This window comes from Pontiella agarivorans, assembly GCF_034531395.1.
GTDB lineage: Bacteria > Verrucomicrobiota > Kiritimatiellia > Kiritimatiellales > Pontiellaceae > Pontiella > Pontiella agarivorans.
The window spans coordinates 818,909-842,757 of sequence record NZ_JARVCO010000010.1 but is presented as its reverse complement, the minus strand read 5'-3'; the positions used below and the strand labels follow the sequence as shown (position 1 = coordinate 842,757).

Here is a 23,849-nt window from a genome sequence, read left to right as displayed (position 1 = left end):
AAACATATAATACGATTTCAGGAACACAGGAATTCCAGAATCTCACCGTTGTCCTTTTCTCCGAGCAGTTCTGACCAGTGATAACGGAAATTGATCACTTACATTATGACGCGGAACAAGGGCGATTAAGCGGCCCTTTTTCTTCAGGAATTCAGATGTTGTAATTCCAGATCTCCGTTCGTTTTTGTTCTGTTCCGGGACTTCGGTTGCGCAGTCGAACCACGCACAAGTAAGGAGGGAGAGAAACGAATGGACTTCACAACGGGTGATTCTTCCGGATTATTCAGACGGTCAATCAAAATTTCAGCCGCTTTGCTTCCCACTCCGTAGGCATCCTGCTTGAGAGTAGTTACAGGAGGAACAAGACAACGAGAAAAGTTTGTATCGCCGAAGCCGAGAACGGATATATCCTCAGGTATTCTTAAACCCAGTTCATGGATCGCATTATAGATTGGGGGAAGCATAAAGTCGCCGCAGGCCACAATAGCTGTCGGGGCCGCTTGCTGTTGAAGTATTTTTCGGATCCTCTTCTGATTCCGGGAATTATCATCAAAGTCCCACCGGTCAATCCTCTGAAGAAAACACTTCTCTTCACAGTGAGTCAAAGTCTCCTCAACCGCCTCGAAACGCACCTTCAAATTTGGTTTATCGATGAACAAAGCGGCGAAACGGCGATGCCCCAACCTGAGGAGGTGCTCAATACCCTTCCGACTTCCCAAAGCATCGTCCGTTCCCACAAAATCCGTGTTCCAATCATTAGAAAGATATTCATCAACACAAATAACCGGCAAACGATACTTCCGCACGGAATCAGCAACGTCTTGAACCTGCTTCAGGTTTGGATGAATGATAAATCCTTCAACCCGCCGCGCCGCCAATCGCCGAACCACAGCATCTACCGGATCATCCAAACTATGGAATAACAGAATCGGCAGATAGTTGCGTTCCATCAAAATATCATAAATTCCACGGAATATTTCTCCTGTGAAACTCTGCTTAGACGGATCAATCACTATACCAACCGAGCGCGTCTTTCGACCCTGAAGTCCTATGGCAAACAGATTGGGAATATAGCCGAGTTTTTTTGCAGCCATTTCAACACGCCGGACGGTGGTCGGAGAGTGCAGATTCGCCCCTCCGCTTAAGATCCTGCTTACCGACTGATACGAAACCCCGCTTGCCTTCGCCACATCTTTCATCGTCGCATTTGGGTTCATGATAGCTTGCTTCGGACTCGTTTTCAGTAGCTGCACCCTCTATTTTGATGGCATCGTTTTATAAAACTCATCCAGTTGTTTGTGATAGGGGTGGAAATCTGAAAACTGGAAATCGATATTTTTTTCATTCCATTTTTTCCACTTTTTCAGAAGCTCCGCCTGTTTTTCAGGCTGCTGTCCGACAAGGTTATTCTCCTCAGATTCATCTGAGGTAAGATCAAACAGTTCCACAGTCCCATCCCAATCATTTTTTATGAGCTTGGTTTTATTGGCCGATACAATACTCCAAGCCACGCCATTACGCCGGCGGAAGTAGATTGCATCGTGCGGTGCCCGCTCTGTTTTTCCACTTAACTGCGGCAAAATATTTTGACCTTCTAACCCCGATTCGTCTGCCCCAGCAAGTACAGCAGCAGTCCGGGGAATATCCAAAGAAACGACAGGCTGATCAAAAACCCGTCCCGCAGCTATTCGGCCGGGCCAGTAAGCCATAAACGGCACATGCACACCGCCATCATACAAATCACCCTTATGACCGCGGAACGGTCCATTGGACGCAAAGGGTTTGTTTTTATCCCAACTTTTCGGCCCGCCATTATCACTCAGAAAAAACACCAGCGTATTTTCACCAAGCCCAGCATTATTCAAGCTGTCCATCAGTCGTCCGATTCCACGGTCCATCTCATATACCATCGCAGCATAGGTGGCTCGTAGCGGATTATCCAAATGGCTGAATTTTTCGATACTCTCTTTCGGAGCCTGCAAAGGAGCATGCGGCGCATTATAAGCCACATAAAGAAAAAACGGTGATTTATGGTTCCGTTCTATAAAACCGATAGCTTCATCGGTCAGCTGACGGGTCAGATAGCCATCCACTTCTAAAGGAGCCCCATTACGATCAATTGGCTGGAGGTAGCCCTCATCGGCTATCTGGCGCATATCGACGCGGAAATAATCATGCCCGCCTCCGGTAAAACCACAGAAAAAATCAAATCCGCGATTGTTCGGATGAAAATTGGCATGCGCCCCCAAATGCCACTTGCCGACCATGCCGGTTTTATAGCCGGCCTCTTTCATTCTTGTCGCAATAGTTTTTTCGCTTTTTGGAATGCCATCATATGCATTATGCGGGTCATAGGCTGGATTTACTTCAAAACCGAATCGTTGCTGATAACGCCCCGACATTAACCCCGCACGTGTCGGCGCGCAGTACGGATGAGTCACATAGCCCTGTGTACAGATCACACCTTCGCGTGCCATTCGGTCCAGATTCGGTGTCGGAATTTCTGTTGAGCCGGTAAAGCCCACATCGCCATAACCCAGATCATCCGCCAAAATTATAACCACATTGGGCTTCTCCGCTCCCCATACAAATCCCCCGACTGTAAGAGCCGCCAACAAAACTGTTCTCAACCGTTTTCTCATATTCAATCCACTCATTTAGAACCTTCCTGATTTAAACCGGAAAGCAGAATAGCATGAACTGCAGGCATCGAATATGTATACGAAAGTATGTCATTTTGACTTTTTAAAATTTACAGAATATCGACTTATGACCTTATCCATCTTCCTTCGAATTGTGCCTCATGATTCCCTTTGTACATAAAAAAACCCCCGTCCTAAGACGGAGGTCCCTAAGCACTTCGTTTCACAACGCAATGCCGAGGAGTTGATGAGATGAAATTCGTATATTAAACTACATGATGATGCGACGGAGACTGATGATTCCAACGCCGGCCATTGCAACAAGGCCTAAGGTTGCCGGTTCAGGAATCACGGCAGTTTCCCAGCTGAGCAGCTGAACGGATCCCGGATCACCGTTAACCGACTGCTGGTAACCAGCATAAAGGGTACCCGCAGTATACGCAGCATTGTCTACGATGGTTGCGGTTTGTGACCCAAGACTGGTAGTCCCGTCAAACGCTTCGAGATTAATATCGAAGGTATCCGCCGTCCCCGTCTTCGTGGCTGTCCAGACTACCGTAATCGGAACCATGTCATCGTCGGCGGGCATATCAAGCCCTAACGCAGTCTGACCCAGCACCACAGAAGTGGCCGCAGAAGTAACATCGCTGGGAGCTCTCCACTGCTGTGAATACCCTGCAGCAGTAGTCCCCTTGGCCTCACCACGGGTCTTAACTACCCCAATCGTATTCTCTGCTCCTGTTGCCAGACCCAGAGCAAGGAAATCCTGACCTTGAGCCACCAAAACATTAGCAATATCATACGTCACCGTCAGCGTTACACTGTCGTTGACCCCCAACGAAAATCCGGTGCCCTGCGTTCCCCGCGCATAAGTATTCGGAAGGGTCACTAAAGAATTTCCGGCATCCACCTGAGCACCATTGTTATTAGACCACCAGCCATCCTGACCATTCAACGACCCGTTGGAGAAATCAGTCGCATCAAAGTCTGTAGAATAAATCACCCCCGCACCGGCAGACATCGCCGCCAACAGTACCAGAGCAACAACCCCGATATTTTTCATTATGTCCATACTACTCTCCTTTATTTCTTTGGCTTCTTAATCAGCCGGGAAAATGATTTCCCGACACAGAATCCCCCGCCATTATTACAGCATCAGGGCTGAACAATGCGCAGGCGAAAGAACAGCTGATCTTTATCTCCGCCGGAAATGCGGTGTTCCGCCTGATCAAAGTCTGGATCAGCGGAGGGATAGTTGGTGATCGTGCTCCAGCCGCTCGCAGTCCATGGGTTGCTCTCCAGATCAGTGGTCTGTTCGACAATGTATTCAATGCCGGCGTCCGGATCGGAGAGCATGACATTATAATACGTAACAGTATCATCGCCACCATAGACCATGCTCGGCAAGTTTCCCTGGTCCCGATCATCCGTCGGATCGCCGCCAAGCCCGTATTCATAAAGATTGGAGAGACCGTCGTCATCATCGTCGCCGTCCGCGCCTTCAGTCAGTTCATAATGTGCATACCAGCCGTCGAATCCGGCCGGTCCGGGAACGGGTACAATTTCAACCACCAGGTTGTCCATTTCAAAGCCCCACGGACTGCCGCCATCATAAGCAACATCCGCATTCTTAGATATTCCGAAATAGAGTTCGTCAGCATCATAGGTATTAGAATTCACAACAATCAGATCACGCTTCGCATACTCTATACCCGTTATCCTGTTTGAAACCGTGATGCCCAGATTCCAGACCCCGTTCGTCTCGGTCTTCAAATATTCGAATGTAATGCGGCAGGCATCGCTGCTTCCGGGATTTACCGGATCAAGCGCCAGGTCGGCCATATCCACTGCAAGCCCGCCGGATGCGGCCGTATTCAACGCGACCGTGTCATTAAATGTCGTCTGCTTTAGCTGTACGCCCATTGCGTCGGAGCTGTCGAAATACCATACTTTGGAATTGTCATCGTAGGCATTCGTCGTCATCACCACATCACACCACACCTGATTCAGATCCCCTTCGATGGTGCCGGCCCAGTCAAACTCAATACGAACCGTCTCGCCGGTAGCAACATTCAACGTCTTGGCCGTATAACTGACGCCGCGATACGGCCCGCCAATGCCCTGACCGATATAACTTTGAGCGACGCCATCCTGAACCATGAGCGCACTGTCTTTCTTCATTTCGATCCAGCCGGGCACCGCACTCAGGGAACCGCTCAACCGATTGAAATCCTCATCAATAATCACCCGCGTCGGCGGAGCCGGAATGTGAGTAACCACAATATTATCAATAAAATGATCCGCTTTTCGGTCCGCAGCCAGCGCACCTGAAGCATTAAATCCGAACCAAAGTTCCGCAGCATCATAGGTATTGGAGTCTGTAATCCTATAGGAGCCGAATTCGGCCGCACCGCTAACAGTATTGGAATAAGACATGTCCATAAACCAGACATCTTCCACAGTCGTTTTGGTCAGGGTAAATTCAATATCCATGATATCCCCGATCAAATCATTTGTGCCGGTGATCCCGAAATTCTCTGCGGGAGAATAGATCCGGTTCGCCGTATTGTTCGGCATGAAAATACTGTTGCGCATAATAATGGACCCGCCACCGGAATCATCCGGATCATACCCGGCCTGGGAAAACATTGGCCCCAGCCAATAGATGTCATCCGAAACAGATCCTGCCCCGTTGTCTATCTGTTCCGTTCCCTCTTTATATTCCAGCTCGGGCAGAAACCCGAACAGCTCGAGTGTACTGGACTCAATATCCCCGACCATCGGTTGATACTGGAGCTTAACGTTTACGCTCTCTCCAACGCCTACCACAACGGAATTGCTGATCTGTACCGCACCGCCATACTGCGCCAGCACCCCCAGCACATCGTTTGTGGCCTTGCCTTTGCCGGTGTTATTATAGGCATGCCAGTTGTCATCCCAGTCAATCTGACGGCCATTGGCCCAACCGTCAAAGTCTTCGGTAAAAACGGTTGTCTCTGCCAGTGCTGCAGATGCAACCAATAATCCTGCCAATATCATTCCTGATTTTTTCATTTCATTCTCTTTCACTGCCCAAGGTCGACACTTCGCTGACACACTTAAGGGACAGTTAACATTTCTGAAGCTACCACCGCTTCAGCATTCGTCTATACATACAAAAGTATGCTCTAAAGCCGATGCCGCTGAAGACCCGACACAAACAATAAACTTTATTTTTTTAGTCTGCGTTGTTCCGGACAAAGCATTTCAGTCCTGTTTCACCGATATAAATTCCGCAGCGGGTGCAGCTCCCAATACCGACTCAACAACCTGCTGAACATTCTCAAGGCTGGGAATATAACCAAAGGCTCCGCCCTCAACGGCCTTCTCAGACTCCAGCTCGTTTGCCTCCAAAGAATATATGAGAACCGGAGCACTCTGATTACCGATACCGTTTTTTTCGAACATACCGTATTCCATCAACACAATATCCGGATTCAATCTTCCGACATCATCGAGCTCTTCCGAACCGCCGGAGACCTCTCCGGCAACCTTAAGACCAACCGCATGCTCAACAGCCTCCCTTAACCCCACCCGCAGAAATCGGTTTCCCCCGGCAATGACTACTCGTATTTCCCTTTTCATTTTGAAAAAATACTCTGCCCGCTCTCAGTCGCATAGACATACAAAAGTATGCATACACCTCATGGTAAACCCCCGCATCCTGTGATACTTTCATGCGGTTAACTTCCGAACTATGGAAAACGTAATGCGTATTCGACTGCTATTCAGATTAAGCATGATGCTCCCCGCTCTGGTGCTGCAAGTCTTTGCAGAACCGATGACCGTTATTAGAGATATCCGGAACCTACCCCCCGAAAAAGCTGCTCAAGAACTGCCGGTCGAAATCTGCGGTCTGGTATCCTCCCTGCATCCCCGCAAGCCCGGAATGTTTATCTTCGACGGAGAAAACGGAATATACGTTACCCTCCCGAAAAATGCCGGAGAAATCGAAGGGCTGCGCTTTGCGAACAAAATCCGGATTATCGGAAAAACAGGGAAAGGCAACTTTCTCCCCACAGTTACTGCCGAGTCCATTGAAGTTTTATCCACAGAAGCCCTCCCTGACCCACTGGTTTTCAACTGGAAACACCTTCACGACCCCTCTGTCGACTGCCAATGGTTCAAAGTCGGCGGATGGATGACCGGTCTCTATATTCAAGAGGAACTTGATTATGTCGTAGCCGAACTGGATGTTTATGACTCAACCATTCTCGTACTGTTCCCTAATGATCCCGGTATGTTTGAGCGAGTTAAGAAACACATGTTTCATTATGTGATCATCAACGGCGTGGCCGGTACCCTCTACAATACGCACCGGCAAATGCTCGGCCGCTACATATTCACCCACGCCGCCACCAGCATTTACCCAGAAAAAGCCGGAAAAAAACACCATTCAAAGCAACTCATTCCGCTTCAGGAAATCTATCGCTACGGCGCCAACCGTCAGATTCCTCTGCATACCTTCGGCACCGTGATCCATGCCACTCAGGACACCATTTATCTCCGGAACGAACACACCACTCTCAAAGCAAAAGCCATGTCCGATATTGAATTATATCCCGGGGATGAAGTTGAACTTACCGGCTACATCCGGCCAAACCTGATCGCCCCGGAGTTTGGCGCCTATGAAGTCCGACGGACCGGTCACGGTGCGATTCCTGAACCCAAACGTATCGAAACCAAACCCTATTATTATCCTGTCGGACTTCACAACGAACTGGTGCAGCTGGATGCCGTAACGGTCGGACTGGCCAACTCTCTTTCCCCGCGTAATCCACCGGAAAACAAACCGGATTCCATGCACGAAACCCTTCTGTGCCGTAAAGACGACTGGTTTTTCAACGTACAGCTTCCTGAAGGCGAGGTCATAAAAAACGCGCTCTCTCCGGGAACCACCATCCGAATCACCGGCATCTGCAAATTCAGCAGGAATCACGACCGACTTTTTTTTCGCGAGCCCGCACTGATTTCTCTCACTCCCCGGAGTATGGCAGATATAACGGTATTAAAACCCGCACCGTGGTGGACTCCGAAACGACTGTTCTGGGGACTTGGAACCGCACTTTTTTTTCTTCTGGGCTATCAGATCTGGGTCACCCTTCTTCGCAAACGGGTGATCACCCAAACCCAAACTATTACCTCACAGATCAAACGTGAATCCATTCTGAATGAACGTCAACGCATTGCCCGGGAACTGCACGACACCCTGGAACAGGCACTTACCGGATTAAGCATGCTGCTGGGCAACTCCAAACTGCAACTCAAATCCAATATTGAAAAAGGACGCCATTCCCTGGAGCTGGCAGAAAGCATGCTCAAATACTGCCGCGAAGAATCGCGCTCCACCATCAACGATCTTCGCGGCGGCATTCTCGAAAAAACAGACCTGCCCTCTGCCATTCGGAAAACCATCGCCCCTCTCATCGAGGAATGCGGAGCAAAGCTCTCCTTTTCATGTACCGGAACCCCCTGCAGACTCACCCTGTCCGCAGAACGACATATTTTACGTATCACCAGCGAGGCCATAACCAATGCAGCACGGCACGGTGCACCACAGCATATCAGCGTTTCCATGCTCTTTGAGCAGAATTATCTGAATGTCAAAATCACAGATGACGGCTGTGGGTTCGATACAAACATTCTGACCTCAAGCACCCGCTTCGGAATTCAAGGACTCCACGAACGGGCAAACCATGTCGGCGGTTTCATTGAAATCCAAAGTGCTCCCGGTAAGGGAACATCTGTCGAGCTGAATATTCCAGCCCTTGAAAAATTAAAAAGGAAAGAAGTATGAAGCGTAACATTTCCGTTCTGATTGTTGACGATAACGCGTTACTGCGGCTCGGTCTCAAAGATGCCATTAGCGGCACCGACGACATGGAGTTGGCCGGAGAAGCGATCAATGCATTCCAAGCCGTGGAAAAATATCGGGAACAGCAGCCGGATGTCGTCACCCTTGACTACCGCATGCCCGAATGCAACGGCGTTGAATGCGCCAAATCCATCCTCGCTGAATTTCCGAATGCACGGATAATTATTCTTTCTGTCTATGAAGGAGATGAAATCATCTGGAACGCCGTTCAGGCCGGGGCCAAAGGTTATATTCCTAAAAGCGGCGATATCGAAACCTTTCTAGAGTCGATCCGGGAAGTGGCAAACGGAGGTTCTTACTTTCCCGCCTCTATAGCGAAAAAGCTGGCCGCCAGAAGCGAACAGGACGAGCTCACCGAACGGGAATTCGATGTTCTTCGCCTGCTGGTTTCCGGACATAGCAACAAAGAGATGGCCGATGCCTTGAACCTCGCAGAGCAAACCGTGAAGATGCACGTTTCAAAAATTATTAAAAAACTCGGTGTGGCCGACCGGACTCAGGCCGCTCTTCTTGCCGTGCACCGCGGAATCGTTGATGTCAAAGATCCACCCTAGAATGGAGTTCCTCTAAACAGAGCAGCATGACGAGACAGTTGTGCAATACATTGATTTTCAGGGCGGAAACGGTTGATGCAACTGTGCATGTGAAAAGACAACCCTGGTCCAGCAGGCCGGTCTCGTTCTTCAACTATGCGCCCTGAAAACGGCACTTTTCCGCCCCCCAAAGGTTATAAATTAATCACAGATCCATTCGATCACAATAGAGTGCGGCCTCGGTTGCGCGGCTTCATAAATGGGTCCGGTCATGACATCCAGCTGCTCAATTCTCTGTGTATAGTGCGCCGCATTTTCCAGATAGTTCCGGAGATGTTTTACTGTGTTACCCGCAGGAGCCTTACTCAATCCCTCAGGAAGATCACCGGCCAAAACCTGCTTAATCACCGAACAGTTTCCCTCCAGCGAAGACGCATCGTATCCCTCGATGTTTGCAAGGTATCGGGTAGCCCATACCACCGCACGAATCTTCCGGGAAAGTTCGCCCCTCTCCATGCAAAGGTCAAATACCGCATTAGCCTGCACCACCTGGGGCGCAGTTGACAACAAGGCCATATTGACACCGTTCTCCAGCTGATCGTGTCGAAACGATCCCACTTCGATGTCGTCAATGCGCAAACCGTAAGTCCCCGGTTTCAGACCAGAAACCTGTAAAGTTTCCTGATTGAACTCTGATTCAAATGGGACAAGTTCGGTTACATTTTGATAGACTTTGGTCGGAAACGGAAGCGCTTGGGCCCGGTATTCAAAAACGACCTCTTCATCAGTCGCCTTCTCTATTGAAACAACACAGTTACGAGCCAGCAGCTGCTCTTTATTTTCAAGATCCAGCTCCACGGAAGCGATCGGCCCCTGCAGTCCCTGGAATTTAAGAAATTCATAGGCCATCACAAATTGACCATTGTCCCCCGGATGAATCCGATCATTACCGATAATTGAAAACGCCGGATCAGTTTTTTGCTGCTTCGCATTGATCGCAAGCATCGGCGTATTGAAATCGCAGACCGGATAACCGCGCTTAACCGACTCAACCTCAATCACATTCAATCCCAGTGCTACAATGGCATCGTTTTTCCCGATACCAAACTGATACAGGTTTTGCTTGGCCTTGGGATTCACCATGGTTTGATCATAAGGTGATGACTTGATCAGCGTAATTCGATCAATACCCTGTCTTTCGAGATTATCCAAAAGCGCGGCATAGTTTTTTCGGTACGCCCCAAGCTTTTTTTCATTTTGCGCCTTCAGTTCCTCCGGGGTTTTCATGCTCAAAAAATGCCCCCCACCGACATCATTCATCCCCAGCATAATTGTGGCAGCCGTCGGAACATACATCCGCACATCACTTTCCCAAATTCCATGCCCGGAATTTGAAGCACGCTGAAATCCGCCCTGCGCCGTGTCGCCGCTGATTCCGACATTAAAACAGGAGACGTTTCGTTCGGGAAAGCGAGTCGCATAAAAAGCCTGCACATAAACGTGGTAATTTCCTCCATGCGTTATGCTGTCGCCAATGAAAGCAACGCGTTCATTCGGACGAAACGGCTCTCCGTAAGAGCAGAACCCAACGAAATACAATAGAATAATAACAAGCGATCTCATTCCCTCTCCCTTAAACAATTCCTTTAGAAACCAAGTTTGGCTTGTAGTACATCAATATGCTTTTCCCCGACCTCGCGCGGAGTTATTTGATGATCAATGCAAAGTGCCGCGGCATAACCGGTTGCAATGCCGATCCGGCCCATTGTATTCATCACTCTCGGTCCGCCCAAACCAATATGCGAGCAACTGAAGCAGCGCCCCGCCATCATCAGGTTTTCAATATTCCGGAAATAGAGGCAACGGAACGGAATATCATAAGGGTCGGGTTTCCCATACCGTGCGCGAGTAGATATGGCGAGCCCATCGTATCGATAAACTGCTGATCCACCACCCAGCCGCCTTTCTCCGCAAAACTCTCCGCCTCGATCAGAACCCCGGAAAGCTCAGGTTGCACTTCAGACGAAAAAGCAAATAGGCTGGCCTGCAAAGCCGCAGCTAATAAAATGGTCTTATACATGGCCCGTTATCATCAACCATCATTTAAATTCACCGTAAGAAAACGGAAAACGCTCCAGCTCTTCACTCAGCAGAGATTTCATCTTTTCAAGCTGTGCCGCATATTCCGGACTATCCGCCAGATTTCTGGATTCCTGAGGATCATTGCGGGAATCGAACAACTGGTCCTGATCCCACCAGTTTTCCGTCCAGGCTTCTTTATGCCGACGATGCCACTGCTCATACATCGGAACATTCTTAAGCGGATTTCCATTCACCTCGGTCACCTTTGTCTCCCAGGTGATGCCCCCCATCCGCTCCGCTTTTTCCGGCAGATTTTCGGGCACACGCAAACTGATGTATCGAAACTGATCCGTAATAACACTGCGGAAATAACCGATTTCACAATACTGCACTTTTTTCCAATTCTTCAGCTCTTCGCCCTTCAGTAACGGCATAAAACTGCGACCATCCAAAAGCATGTCATCCGGCGGCGTGATGCCGCAGTAATCAAAGATCGTCGGCGCAAAATCCACATTCTGCAGATTGGCATCCGAAACGGCATGAGGCGTTTTTCCAACCTGTGTAATAAACGTCGGAGAGCCGACGCCATTGTAATAGAGCGATCCCTTGGCCGCCACTTCCTGATCGCTGAAATAGATAATCAGCGTATTTTCCAGCTCGCCCATCTCCTCCAGTTTATTCCGCAGTGAACCGACCGCATCATCCAGCCAGGTGGCCCATACGAGATCCGGATCGGTTCCCGCTTCCTTCACCCGCTCAAATACGCTTTTTCGCGAAGGCATTCCAGCCTTCGGAAGGGTCTTCAGCAATCCGCCTTCACAAATATATGGATTATCGTCCTGCCCTAAAACCGGATACGGGGCATGTGAAATTGTTGTGGCCAGATAGAGAAAGAACGGCTGGTCTTCCGGCGTCTCATCGAGAAATTCAAAAGCCCCTTCCATCACCCATTCCAGATTATGAACATCCAGCGCTTCCGGAAGATGACGGTGCTGCGCATTACCCGGATAAAACCGTGACACATAATCGAAACCATGAGATTTCCGCATGGTTTCGCAGAGCATCCGCTGGCGCAGTTCCAGAAATTCCTGCACGCCCGGATCAGTCAACCGGGATTTTTTTGTGATGGATTCAGGTTTCAGTTTATTAACTTCCGCCTCATTCAGACCGCCGACATGCCACTTTCCGACCATCCCGGTTCTATACCCGTTGGCCTTCATCACCTTCGGAACATTAACGAGGTCCGGTTCCAACGTGGTGTTCCACTCAATGGACATCGACTCGCCTTCATTCCAATTTTTCTGCAGCCCTCTGGCCCGGCTGGCATACCGACCGGAAAGGCAGGTGTAGCGCGTCGGCGTACAGACCGGAGACGAGGTGGTGAACCGTGTAAACCGGATGCCTTCACCCGCCAGCTTATCAATGTTCGGGGTCAGTGCATTGCCTCCGTAACACGACAGGGTTTCACGATTCTGATCATCCGTAATCAGAAAAATAATATTGGGTTTCTTTGCCGCAGCAACGCCCAGCAACATAAAAGCGGCAATCCCGCACACAACGAACTTCTTCATAACAGCCCTTCCAGATTTATGGATTCAGGTCACCCGTACAATTACTTACATCAACACAGACAAATTTCCTGCGCTGATCGGCATTCCGCACCGAAAGATCAACATTCTTCAACGTGAGGCCATCCACGTGACGGGCATACATCCCCCAGGATGGAAGCACCCCGAAAAAGTGCTGCTCCGGATAGCGCGCTTCGTCCTCTAAAACAACATTAGCCGCATCTTCCTCTGTTCCATTGCCGGTGAACTCAATCTGTATATTTTCCAATACCACATTTTCAATTTTATGGCCGGGAATGCCCGTAATCATAATGCCCTGCCGGGTTTTGTCGTCGCCGGTAACTGTTGCAGTGATATTGCGGATACAAATGTTTCGAATCCGGCCGACCGCCGCCCCTTCGGACGTTGCATTTGCAGAATAAATCTGTTCCGTCGCCTTATGATAACTGCGGCCGCGATTACCCAGCCGAATAAACAATGGGCCTTCCACATTGGTCATCGTGAGATCTGAAACGGTAATATTTTCCATCGTTCCGCCATCCACCATTAACAATTTAATCACGCCCATGCGGCAGTCATAAATCTCGCAATCCGTGAAAGAAATATTTTTGAAGCCACCGTGCGAAGAGGTCCCGCATTTGAATGCCGCTGTATGACTGCTGATTCGGCAATTGCGGACCGTCACATTCTCAGTCAACCGTTTGCTCGTACTCTTCGGGCAGATCGTATCATCCCCCGTCACCAAATCGCAGTTTTGAATCAGGACATTCCTGCAACCATCGAGATCAAAACCATCATTATTCTTCAGCAGACGTGTATGCATCCTCACACGATCAACCACCACGTCATCACAGTTCACCATATGGGTGCACCACGACCCTGCGTTACGCAGCATTACATCATTCAACGTCAGGTTCCGGCAATTGACAAACCGCATCAGCATCGGCCGACCATTCTTTCCGCTGAAATAGGACCAGCTGGCACGTCCGTTCACCTCGCCCGTTCCGGTCAGACTGACATTCTCACAATCTTCTGCATAAATTACACATTTACTGAAAGAAGGAGCCTCAATGGCAACCTGAACATCCTTAGCGTAATCCAAAATATTGGTGCTTCCCAGAAGCTCTGCCCCTTCCGCCAGATGAAACTCCAGATTGCTCTTCAGCTTAATCGTTCCGACGACATAGGATCCTTTACTTACGCGAACAACCGCTCCCTCCGGGTCTGCAGCATCAATCGCCTTCTGGATCGCTTTTGTATCCAAAGATACGCCATCGCCTTTAGCCCCGAAATCGCGGACATCATATACCGGGCGTGCATCGACGTCTTCCGTACCAATGCGCAAAGCCACCGACCCGACCGAACCACCTTCATCCGGGAAACGAATCTCAACCCTATTTTCCGCTCGAATCAACGAGGGCGGGATCTGAATCATTTTCAATGAAACATAATCCTTAACCTGCTTCCGTTTTTCCCATGCTCTTTCCATCGGAACCGTCAGCCGCTTCCCGTTAAACAGAACAATCGGTGTTTTCTCCGCCTTGAGCTGACGTGAAAAACCGATCCGCAACGTGGCATACGTTACCGAGTCTGCCTGTTCCACATTCAGCTGATAATTAAGCGGCGTGTTTGCGCGAATCGGTTCCACAACCCGGTCTCCATATACCAGCTGTTCATCCACTGTTTTTTCCGGAACGATCGGTTGGTTATACGTCATGGTGATGATCATAAACTCATCTCCCTCCAGCACTAATCCGGAAGGAAGCTTTTTAAATTTCTTTTCAGACAGTTTTCCGAAATACCCATTGCGGGAATAACGAACCGTTGAAATGCGTTCCGGCCTGGCACTGAACTGAAGATTAAGCTCCTGCCGATCATCCGATAAATTATTCAAACAGAGATACAACGTAGAACCGTCCACAAATGCCTGGGCCTGTACATCCGGCGATCCGCTTCGCACATGAACACGCCGCCCCTTCACATCTTTCCACAGTTTATAGAAATCAAAATTGGCCGTCGGCTGATGCTTTCCACTCTTCACCTGACCTTCACGACGATAGAGTACCCACGGATATTTTTCATTCCACTCCGAGGAAACCAATACAAACGGAACATGGGTCAGAATGGTTTGCGGGCGATCCAGCCAGGTCATGGTGAAACGGTTCAGCGATCGATTGTTCAACATCGCCAGATAGTCATACCCATCCTCTACGGATCCCACGGCATCCAGCACCGCCTGCGACGCTTCCGTCGTCCGCGCCGGATCAAACAGCGTATAAAAATTCTTTCCGGTTGCACCGCCTTCCGACAGCGCAAGTTTAACCGGCTTCCTAAATGTTATCCGCGAATAATTATCCAGCAGGTCTAAAACAGATTCCATCGGCAACCCGCTAGACAAGTCCTCAACATCACCGGAAAAATAGTCGTAGGGATGAAATCCATAAAAGTCGAGATTGCCCTGCGTTCCATCCATAAAGGGCTTCATCATTCCGGTAAACGGAGCATAATTATTCTTATAATAATAGGCTACCGACTGGCATGGCCCTCCGACCATAACGCCCGGAACCTCCGCATGAACCTTCTCCTTGAGCATTACGTGCCACTGTTGAAAATGAGGATCGGAAATCATCTGATACTTCGGCTCATTCATCGGTTGCATAAATGCCGGCCGCTTCCATGCCGGTATCGCTTTCAGGCATTCAACCGCGTACTCAGTCGCTGCATCCAGATTCGCCGGAAGCGTCTCTTTCACCTTATCAATTCGATACTTCTCCATAAAATCCGGCAGGGCAGCGTGGAACCCATCGTCAATCGTACGGATCCGGTCCGCCCGGTGCTGCATGGCATCGGGTTCATCCAGTTTCAGATCGATTGCGGTCGATTTCACCGTTGCCGGATCAGCATACCCCGGCCGGTCTTCATCTTCCTGAACCCCGGGCGTTTTTGACCATTTGTGGGCCTGGGAAAACTGCTTGCAGACTTCCGATGTTCGGCCGAATGCAATATTCAAGTCATCCAGCAGATACTCCGCTCCTCCTTCAACCGGGACCTTTTCCATAAAACCCGCCGCACCGCGGCAGATTCCGAAATATTTTGTTCGATCCAGCTGAAGGTGCCCCCCCTCAATCAGCCGGTTACAGGTTGGATCCACTTCAATCTCTACCGCACCGCTGCAGGACAACGCCAACGCGGCCAAACCAACTGAACATTTTCTTAATAAATTATACGTCATAACAGAAATACCTATTGAGTAATGAATGATAAAAACAGGTTTCCAATCTCTGGAAATATCTACTGGACCGAAACCGGAATGCATACATTCCTGTTCCCATCAAACGATGTAACGGTGATGCCGGCGTTTCCTTTTTTACCAGCAGTCAATCGGCCCCACTTGTTTACAGTCACGACAGCATCATTCGATGATTTCCAACGCAATGTGGTTTGTGTCGCGTTTTCAGGCAGCACCTTGATCCCAAGCTGCAACTGTTCCCCCACATGCATCTTCACTGACTGTTCTTCCGGAATCAGTTTAGCGACCGGAACCAAAGCATGATCATCCAACGCCGCCTGCAGCATACGATGTATATCCATTTGCCGCTCTGTCATCTCGGAAATGGCCAAGGCGGATTTTTCTTTGAAATCATCTTTAACACTGAAAAAATTCCCGTTGCTGTACAGTCGGTATTCCTTGTTAAAGGCACTCTCCTGCAATTCCTGTTTCGGGGTATTCCGATACCAATCGTATATGGCCGTACGAAGCACCGGATTTTTCCGGCCAAGGATCTGCGGAAGAAAACTTATGCCGTCAACCGGCACCGTCGGAGGAATCGAGATACCGGCATAGTCGCATATCGTCGGAAGCACATCGGTAAAATCGATGAGATCGTCATTGGTTCCAACCGGAACAACCCCCGGAAGATTGGCAATCATGGGCACGTGTACGCCCTCATCTTTCAGCCAGCCTTTCCCGCCCCCGTATTGGGTCCCGTCATTAAGCACAACGGTGTTAACTTTCTTGTTGCCATTGTCGCCGGTAAAGATAACCAGTGTATTTTCCCGAAGCCCCAGCTCTTCCAACCGGTCAATTACGTTACCCGCAAGCATATCCATGTAATGTACCATGTCCGGCACATTGGCATTATCATATTCATTCGCCTCGTATTTCGGCGAATCGGGTGTGGGCGTGTGAGGATCATGAATCAGAATCATCGGATAATAGAGAAAGAACGGTTTGTCCTTATTCCGCTCCAAAAAATCGAGCGCAAATGCATTGGCCACATCGGGGCCATATTCCCCCTTCGTGTGCTTCACGATCTCACCGTTAATATTCATAACGGCATTTTTGAATCGTGGGTGGCTCACTTGGTATTCTGTGATTGCATATTCATCGAAGCCGAAATCACCAGGCGTAGATCCATCGACCGAAAGTTTCCATTTCCCGGCAAAGCAAGTGGCATACCCCGCATCTCTGAACAGTTCTCCAAACGTGACCTGCGAGAGCTCGAGCGAATGCCCGCCGATATAATTCCGACCGTTATTCATACCCGTCATAATTGCCACACGCGACGGGGTGCAAAGCGGCAGGGCATAGGCTTCGTTAAAACGCATGCCGGTATTCGCCAGCCTGTCCAGATTCGGTGTCGAATAGGTCTTCGACCCGTAAACCGCCACACTGTAGTGGCTCAGATCATCCGCCATGATCAACACCACATTCGGTTGCTTTGCAAACACGCCCATCGTCAATAAGCATCCAAAAATATAAATCATCCCGCGCATTATTATCCTCCGACTAAACATCCGTGTTATTCTTCAGGTGCAATTCCTTAAAACCCACCGCTTTCCATACATTTTCCTGATCGGGAATCAGGCGAATACGATAGGTACCGGCCGTCACCTGCAGCGCAGCCTGATCCATCAGCACCGTTACCAACTGCCCCGGTTCCGCGGGACTAAAGACCACGGGAACTTCCGTAACAATGTCCCACCCCTCGTCCTCATCCAACCCCTTGTCATCACCGGCCAGTACGGCATCGCTGACGCCCTCGACACTCTTTCGGGAAAACTGCAGCACGGCATGGGCTGAGTCCTCACAATCTTCATAAATCAGTTCCGGAACGTATGCGCCGGACTGCGTCACCACAACATCCCACTCCAGAAAGGCCCGCTCATCACTCCATGAATCCAATACACCACCATGACGACGAATCCACGGCAAACGCGCACCTTCACCTTTAATCTGCGCAGTAAATACCTTAAGCGGAATATCCGCGTCATGCTGAACCACGCGTTTACTGAAAGCATCATATGGTGTTTCAGCATATTTTTTTGAATAATCTGCCGTCTCTATTTTCAACCCATAGGCATAGGGTCCCGGTTGCTCTACAGGTTTTGTAATTTCCAACCCCCGGGCAGTTTTCCTAAAGGTCAGATTTTCCCCGGTTGAAAGAAGCGAAACGGACTTCACCTTCATATCTCCCCCGGCATAACCCGGCGCGAATGACTGCAGACAGATTTCATCTTCGTCCTCATCCCAGCCCAGAATATGCGCATAAATATTTTTTCCATCCTTGCTGCGGGTATAGCGAACATCTTTCGAGGTATAGGTGATATCCTTCTGAAACGAACCGCCCCCAACAAAAGTATTTGGACCTTCGCCATGGATCAGCCAGTGACGGGTCCCGTAGATTCCGTCGCCCTCACGTTGCAGCCAGGCCCCCATTTCGGTCAGCAGTGCAACTGCATTTGCATCAAAAGATCCATCACCACGCGGCGGAACATTCAGCAGGACATTTCCGTTTTTAGAAACGATATCAATAAACTCATGAATAACCACGGAGGCCGGGCGGTGTTTATCACCGCTCCAGAACCACTTCCCGATCGAGGTATCGGTCTGCCAGTAGTCTTTTTGGATTTCATTGGCACGCCCCCGTTCAAAATCCTGCGTCACCACTCCATCCCACCAATATCCGTGAGAAGGAGCCTGTTTCTTTGCGCAGAATACGCCCGTTAACTTACCGTTCCGCTGAATGCTTCGATTATAGTGATGCGCAATAACAGCCAGCCCGGTAAAGCCTTGGTCGTCACCCCGAAACGGTATCGCTCCATCAACATACATATGTTCCGGAGCATAATGATCTATCAAATCAATCATCCGGTTCGCCCAGTTGATACGCCATTCAACGGGAGCATTTTTCGGATGCTGCCGGTTGTCATCACCATTCGGATCCGGCGGCAGATAAAAATCCTGATAATCCGGATTATTACCATCGTAGGGCACCCCTTTTTTCGGCCCTTCAGTGTCTGCCCGTTTATTGGTCTGCAACCAGCTCCAGGTCCGTTCCAGATGAGTGGTTACCCCAAAGACCATACCTTCTTTTTCAGCAGCATCACGCAGGGCCGCCATAATATCTTTTTTCGGCCCCATATTAACCGAGTTCCAACGATTATATTTGGAATCCCACATATCAAAATTATCATGATGTGTCGCCAATCCGATGGCGTATTTTGCCCCCGCCGATTTCCAGAGCTTAATCCACTCCTCACCGTTAAATTTTTCGGCCGTAAACAGCGGAATAATATCTTTATAACCGAACTCTGACGGGTGACCGTATTTTTCAAGGTGCGTCTTATAAGCAGGGTCCCCTTCTATATACATATTCCGGGCATACCAACCGTTGTTCTTCTCCACCACGCTCTGCGGATTCCAATGCGCATAGATCCCGAACTTGGCATCTTTGAACCATTCAGGAATCTCCATCTTACTCAGTGATTCCGGCGTTGGATCAAACGGCCCATTCGCAATCTCCAGAGAAACCTTTCCATCGGGAGAAGTTACCATTTTGGCCTCAGCGGATCCCGCAATGGCAATACCGCATCCACAAATGGCCAGCTTGAATAAAAAACGGTTCATAATTTCCTTTTTATATTTAGCACAGTCAGACTCTTCGTTACACGTTGCGCCCCGACCTGTTTCAATACTCAGAAATTAAAATAGCAGTCGGAAATACGGCCACAACCCATACAAAAGTATGTGGATTTTAAATTGGTCTGATGCAAACGTCCGCCCGAGGCATACGAAGCAGGCCCCTGACGTGAGTTACCATTTCGTACCGTGCTATTTCCGCTTAATTTTCAAGCGGATATATTTACTCTCCCCATCCGTTGAAAAAGCATTGGTGACCATAATAAAGTCCGGCCCGAAATCTTCCGACTGCGACCAAAGACTCTCCGCCTGCTCCCAATCATTTGACAGCAGGTTTGAGGACTGCTCCAACTGGTAAACCAGCTCATCGGAAGCCGATTCCCGCAACACATGCGTCAGCATCGCCTCGCTTCCCTCCACATCAAAATGCGGCGGTTCTCCCTGAATCGCTGCATCCGAAGGATTCCCTCCCAAGGCATACTCCACCATATTCGGCACCCCATCTCCATCCGGATCCGCCAAATCGAAGGCCGTAGACTCATAATAGTTATAGCTATAGATCCATCCGGTATAGCCACTGTACGGCGGCTGATACTCCACTAAGCCGAACGCCAGATCGCGCGTACTCGCTCCCCCATCCAGCGGGAAGGTTACAGGATAGTCCACTGCCGGGTTCAGCGTGGCAGAATCATTCCACTGGTAATCAAAACTGTGCCCCCCCGCATAAAGTCCAGCGCCCCGATCCGACCACATCAGCCCGAAGTTGTTGATGAAATCAATTTGATCATCCGAATACCAGAAAACCAACGCATATTGAGCGCCCTGCTCCAATGAAAGCGGGCTGCTTAGATTAAACGTAATAAACTCATGCCCCTGAATCACATTTGTATTGGCTGAGCTAAATAGAAAATCTTCCGAATAAGCCACGTGATCCGGCGAACCATTCGAATACGCCACCACACTTAAATTCAGTCCACTCGCTCTCAATGAATCCGTGTTGACCTCCGAAGAACCTCCCATCCGGCACACGACACTGCCCAGCTCAAAATCGACCGGGGCAGTAAAGAGCTGTCCTCCGGAACGACTCTTTCCCGAGCCTCGTCGCAACAGGGGAATCGAGGTAAATGTACGGTTCGCACTCGCGGGATCAAATTCTTCCAGCCCTAAAGTAGACAATCGATAGGCCCCCACCGGTTGATCTGTAGAAAAGACCATCGGGCCACCCCCTGATACAGGAGCAGGATCGCCAATTCGAATGGAGGTCGTAGTTTCAGCCACCTGCCCCATACTATCCGTTACCGCAAGCGTAATCTCACTGGCTCCCCCCGCCCATGGCATCGACAGCTCCACGTCCGTAGAAAGTAGCTGACCCTGCTCATCATACCAGGCATACGTCGCCGTTCTTCCCTCAGGCACAAAACAACCATGAGCATTCAAATGAATATTTTCACCTGGAATTTCATCCTGGTCCCAATACACGCGATTTCCGCCAATTTGAGCCACCGGCTGATCCGACCAGCCCATATCAACGCTCCCTCTCCCAAAGCCATTAGCACTACAGGTCATCCAGAAACACTGCGGATCGAACAGATCAAAAACGGCCTTGTACACCCTGGAGGGATTTCCATTGCCCCGATTCCCTTTCACCCAGGAAACGCCATTATCTTCGGAATAGTAAACCCCGGGGTTCAAATGCCCAATACGCGCCTCATCCCCAACCACTACCAACATTCGATTTGGATCGTGCGGCGAAACATCGATACGAAGCGTATACGGCATGGCAAAAATGCGTTGCCACGTCATCCCGAGATCTTCGCTCATCCAGACGCCGCCTTCCTCCGTGTACCCCCAGTTCTTCCCTGCACTGATAAACAACCGCCCGAATGAATCAAAATAGACATCATTTATGCTCACGATATCTTCCGGAATCGTCGCAACCGCTTCCCAATGTTCTCCGCGATCAACCGAACGATACACACACTTGCCTGAACCGCCGTACTCAACGCCTGCCCATAACGTTTTCCGCTCAGGATCCGTTGGATCAAACAGCAGAACCGTTACCGCCGGAGTCCCATCCTCATCATCAAACCCCTGATTTGCCTGCTCCCAATTCACCCCGCCATCCGATGAGCGATACACCCCCACCGCGGTCGGATCATAGGAATTCGCCCGGACCCCGAAATAGATCCAATTCGGATCAATCGGATCCACAATAATCGTACGCGGCGCCATACTTGGATTTCCGGCATACGCATAATCCAAAGGGGCACCAAGGGTCGTCCAGGTATACCCGCCATCCGCCGATTTCCTGAACTCCCCGGCCCCCGACTGACGGGATGCCAATGCGTAAATCGTCTGCGGATCCCAGGGATGAATTCCGATTTCAGAAACCGTAGGCGTTGCGTTTTCAAAATGTTTTAACGACTGCTTTCCCGGACCAATCGTTGAACCATCATCCCGTAGCTGCCACAGTCGATGCTCTCCTGTCCCGAAATAAACCCGATTAGGACCGAGCCGATAATCCTGCAGAATATCCTGACCGGCGATGTTACTCCCCCCGCGGCCGACCCAGTTTCCATCCGGTGTTTCATCTTCATCCACCTGTGTCCAGCTGGTTCCTCGATTTGTGCTCAAAACCGTCACATGATCGCACAGCGCCATGATCTCGCCCCGCGCGTTCACATCAATGCCGCGAATGCCACCCTGCGCATACTTGGCATAACTCTGATTAAATCCACCCGTCCCCGAATGGCTGACCTCCATATTCGGAGCCGTGGGATTTCCCCGCGCGATCCAATAATCCTCGTCCACCCCCGTATAGGCCGGAGCAATCCGCATCACACTTTGCCAGGTCGCCCCGCTGTCCTCTGTCCGCCAGACCAACCCCGGAGGAAATGATTTCACATCATTCATGATTAAGTGGCTGACATACACCCGCGTCCGATCCGTTGGATCAATACATACCGCATTAATATACGGCAGGACAGCCGTAGGCAGATTATCTTTTAAAGCAGCCTCTGCAGCACTCGCATTCTCAAATGCTCCAAACCATTTCGCCATGACCTTATAAAAAAAGCTGCGCACATTGGTCGCACCCGACAGCGCGGTCAAATCCTGATGAAGCCCCGTCGGCGCTCCATTGCAAATTTGCCAGCTCTGCCCCAGATCCGAACTCCGGTAAAGCCCGCCGGAAGAGGTCACGGTCTGGCCGCCATTGGTCGATACCAAGTGATACCGCACCTGATTAATGATATAAAAAGTAAGCCGGTCCCCCGGAGCGTTGGACGGATTCCAATGATAATCAAAATCAATCATCACCTCATTATCCAACCCCGTCGACGATTCTGTCCAATGCTCCCCTCCATCAACGGATGTATAAAACCCGTAGTTCGAAGCCGCAAAAACCACATTCGAATCTGCAGGATGCACCACAATTCGGCAGAATTCCGCCAGCGGATTGATCCCGTTGGTCGTATAGGTCCAGCTCTGACCACTGTCCGTGGTCTTATAAATGCGCCCGCTTAAATACGGATCTCTCAGCCCATGCGGATCGGCCTCAGAGACTTCCGACATCGTTCCAAAGGTCCGCTGCCGACGCTGATGCCCCCCCGCACCGACAAACCAGACATTCGTCGTCTGCGGATCAATTGCCGCGCACGAGACAATCGTATTATAGGAAGCTCCGTAGCTGTACCATGGAGCGGAAGAAAAATCGGACCAGGTTTCACCGCCGTCGTAGGTCACACTCAAATCCCTGCGCCCGATCAGAATGCCGCAGTCCGGATCCAGCGCAGAAAACTCAACGCCGGAATAACGGGTTTTATCCCCCCCGGTTCCATCAAAATCCTTGATAGTTTTCCACGACAGCCCTAAATCCGGAGAACGATATGAATCAAACATATCCGGCGAAACAAAGACGGTATCCGCTTTGTACCGATTAAACCAAAGCCCATTCACATGGCCAGAGTTTCCAGGCCCGATCTGCTCCCATTCAATACGATCCGTCGAAACCTGCCGCTCTGTCCAGAACGGCGTAAAATCCATTTGCTGCGCCCCGGCCAACGATGCCAGCCCAAGCAACAGCATTATTTGTAGCGTGCACGTACTCTTCATCATAACCATTATCCTTATTCTATAGATGAAAAAGTAGCACACCCCCCAAACAAGCCAACCCATACATAAGTATGG

The 23,849-nt window shown here is 49.9% G+C and carries 14 protein-coding genes and 1 pseudogene; 2 read left to right on the top strand and 13 right to left on the bottom strand.

Annotated features, from left to right (window positions below):
• Positions 1-143 precede the first annotated feature (143 nt).
• The 5 genes from P9H32_RS10920 to P9H32_RS10900 all read right to left on the bottom strand — a co-directional run bounded on the left by P9H32_RS10920 (position 144) and on the right by P9H32_RS10900 (position 6,266).
• Positions 144-1,217 carry a LacI family DNA-binding transcriptional regulator gene (locus P9H32_RS10920; RefSeq protein ID WP_322608930.1) on the bottom strand — a complete coding sequence of 358 codons (1,074 nt, stop codon included), beginning with the start codon at positions 1,215-1,217 and terminating at the stop codon, positions 144-146.
• A 39-nt stretch (positions 1,218-1,256) separates the two neighbouring features.
• The gene (locus tag P9H32_RS10915; RefSeq protein WP_322609313.1) at positions 1,257-2,642 is read right to left on the bottom strand and encodes a sulfatase-like hydrolase/transferase; all 1,386 of its coding nucleotides are present in this window, start codon (positions 2,640-2,642) and stop codon (positions 1,257-1,259) included.
• Between the two features lie 271 nt (positions 2,643-2,913).
• Positions 2,914-3,714 (bottom strand): PEP-CTERM sorting domain-containing protein, encoded by an 801-nt coding sequence (locus P9H32_RS10910; protein WP_322608929.1) that lies wholly within the window; start codon positions 3,712-3,714, stop codon positions 2,914-2,916.
• 83 nt (positions 3,715-3,797) lie between these two features.
• Entirely contained in the window at positions 3,798-5,696 is a 1,899-nt protein-coding gene (locus P9H32_RS10905) for a hypothetical protein (protein WP_322608928.1), read from the bottom strand.
• 192 nt (positions 5,697-5,888) lie between these two features.
• Positions 5,889-6,266 carry a hypothetical protein gene (locus tag P9H32_RS10900; RefSeq protein ID WP_322608927.1) on the bottom strand — a complete coding sequence of 126 codons (378 nt, stop codon included), beginning with the start codon at positions 6,264-6,266 and terminating at the stop codon, positions 5,889-5,891.
• 124 nt (positions 6,267-6,390) lie between these two features.
• Here P9H32_RS10900 and P9H32_RS10895 point away from each other — a divergent pair, with 124 nt between their 5' ends.
• Entirely contained in the window at positions 6,391-8,478 is a 2,088-nt protein-coding gene (locus P9H32_RS10895; protein WP_322608926.1) for a sensor histidine kinase, read from the top strand.
• Complete coding sequence (locus tag P9H32_RS10890) at positions 8,475-9,110, top strand: response regulator transcription factor (protein WP_322608925.1); 636 nt, start codon at positions 8,475-8,477, stop codon at positions 9,108-9,110. Before P9H32_RS10895 ends, P9H32_RS10890 begins: the two co-directional genes overlap by 4 nt.
• A 180-nt stretch (positions 9,111-9,290) precedes the next feature.
• Here P9H32_RS10890 and P9H32_RS10885 read toward each other — a convergent pair whose 3' ends face one another.
• The 8 genes and pseudogenes from P9H32_RS10885 to P9H32_RS10855 form a co-directional block, all read right to left on the bottom strand.
• Positions 9,291-10,712 carry an SGNH/GDSL hydrolase family protein gene (locus P9H32_RS10885; protein WP_322608924.1) on the bottom strand — a complete coding sequence of 474 codons (1,422 nt, stop codon included), beginning with the start codon at positions 10,710-10,712 and terminating at the stop codon, positions 9,291-9,293.
• A gap of 23 nt (positions 10,713-10,735) precedes the next feature.
• Positions 10,736-10,963, bottom strand: coding sequence for an FAD-dependent oxidoreductase (locus P9H32_RS18115; protein ID WP_348534483.1), 228 nt, complete (start codon positions 10,961-10,963; stop codon positions 10,736-10,738).
• 11 nt (positions 10,964-10,974) lie between these two features.
• Positions 10,975-11,169: pseudogene (locus P9H32_RS10880) on the bottom strand (hypothetical protein); the annotation flags it as partial.
• A 19-nt stretch (positions 11,170-11,188) separates the two neighbouring features.
• A complete protein-coding gene (locus P9H32_RS10875) occupies positions 11,189-12,742 on the bottom strand; it encodes a sulfatase family protein (RefSeq protein WP_322608922.1) in 1,554 nt (517 codons plus the stop codon).
• A gap of 16 nt (positions 12,743-12,758) precedes the next feature.
• Entirely contained in the window at positions 12,759-15,971 is a 3,213-nt protein-coding gene (locus P9H32_RS10870; protein ID WP_322608921.1) for a glycosyl hydrolase family 28 protein, read from the bottom strand.
• Positions 15,972-16,030: 59 nt separating this feature from the next.
• Positions 16,031-17,515 (bottom strand): sulfatase-like hydrolase/transferase, encoded by a 1,485-nt coding sequence (locus tag P9H32_RS10865; RefSeq protein ID WP_322608920.1) that lies wholly within the window; start codon positions 17,513-17,515, stop codon positions 16,031-16,033.
• A gap of 13 nt (positions 17,516-17,528) precedes the next feature.
• A complete protein-coding gene (locus P9H32_RS10860; RefSeq protein WP_322608919.1) occupies positions 17,529-19,649 on the bottom strand; it encodes an alpha-L-fucosidase in 2,121 nt (706 codons plus the stop codon).
• Between the two features lie 204 nt (positions 19,650-19,853).
• Positions 19,854-23,777, bottom strand: a complete 3,924-nt coding sequence (locus P9H32_RS10855) for a WD40/YVTN/BNR-like repeat-containing protein (protein WP_322608918.1) — start codon at positions 23,775-23,777, stop codon at positions 19,854-19,856.
• Between the last annotated feature and the right edge of the window lie 72 nt (positions 23,778-23,849).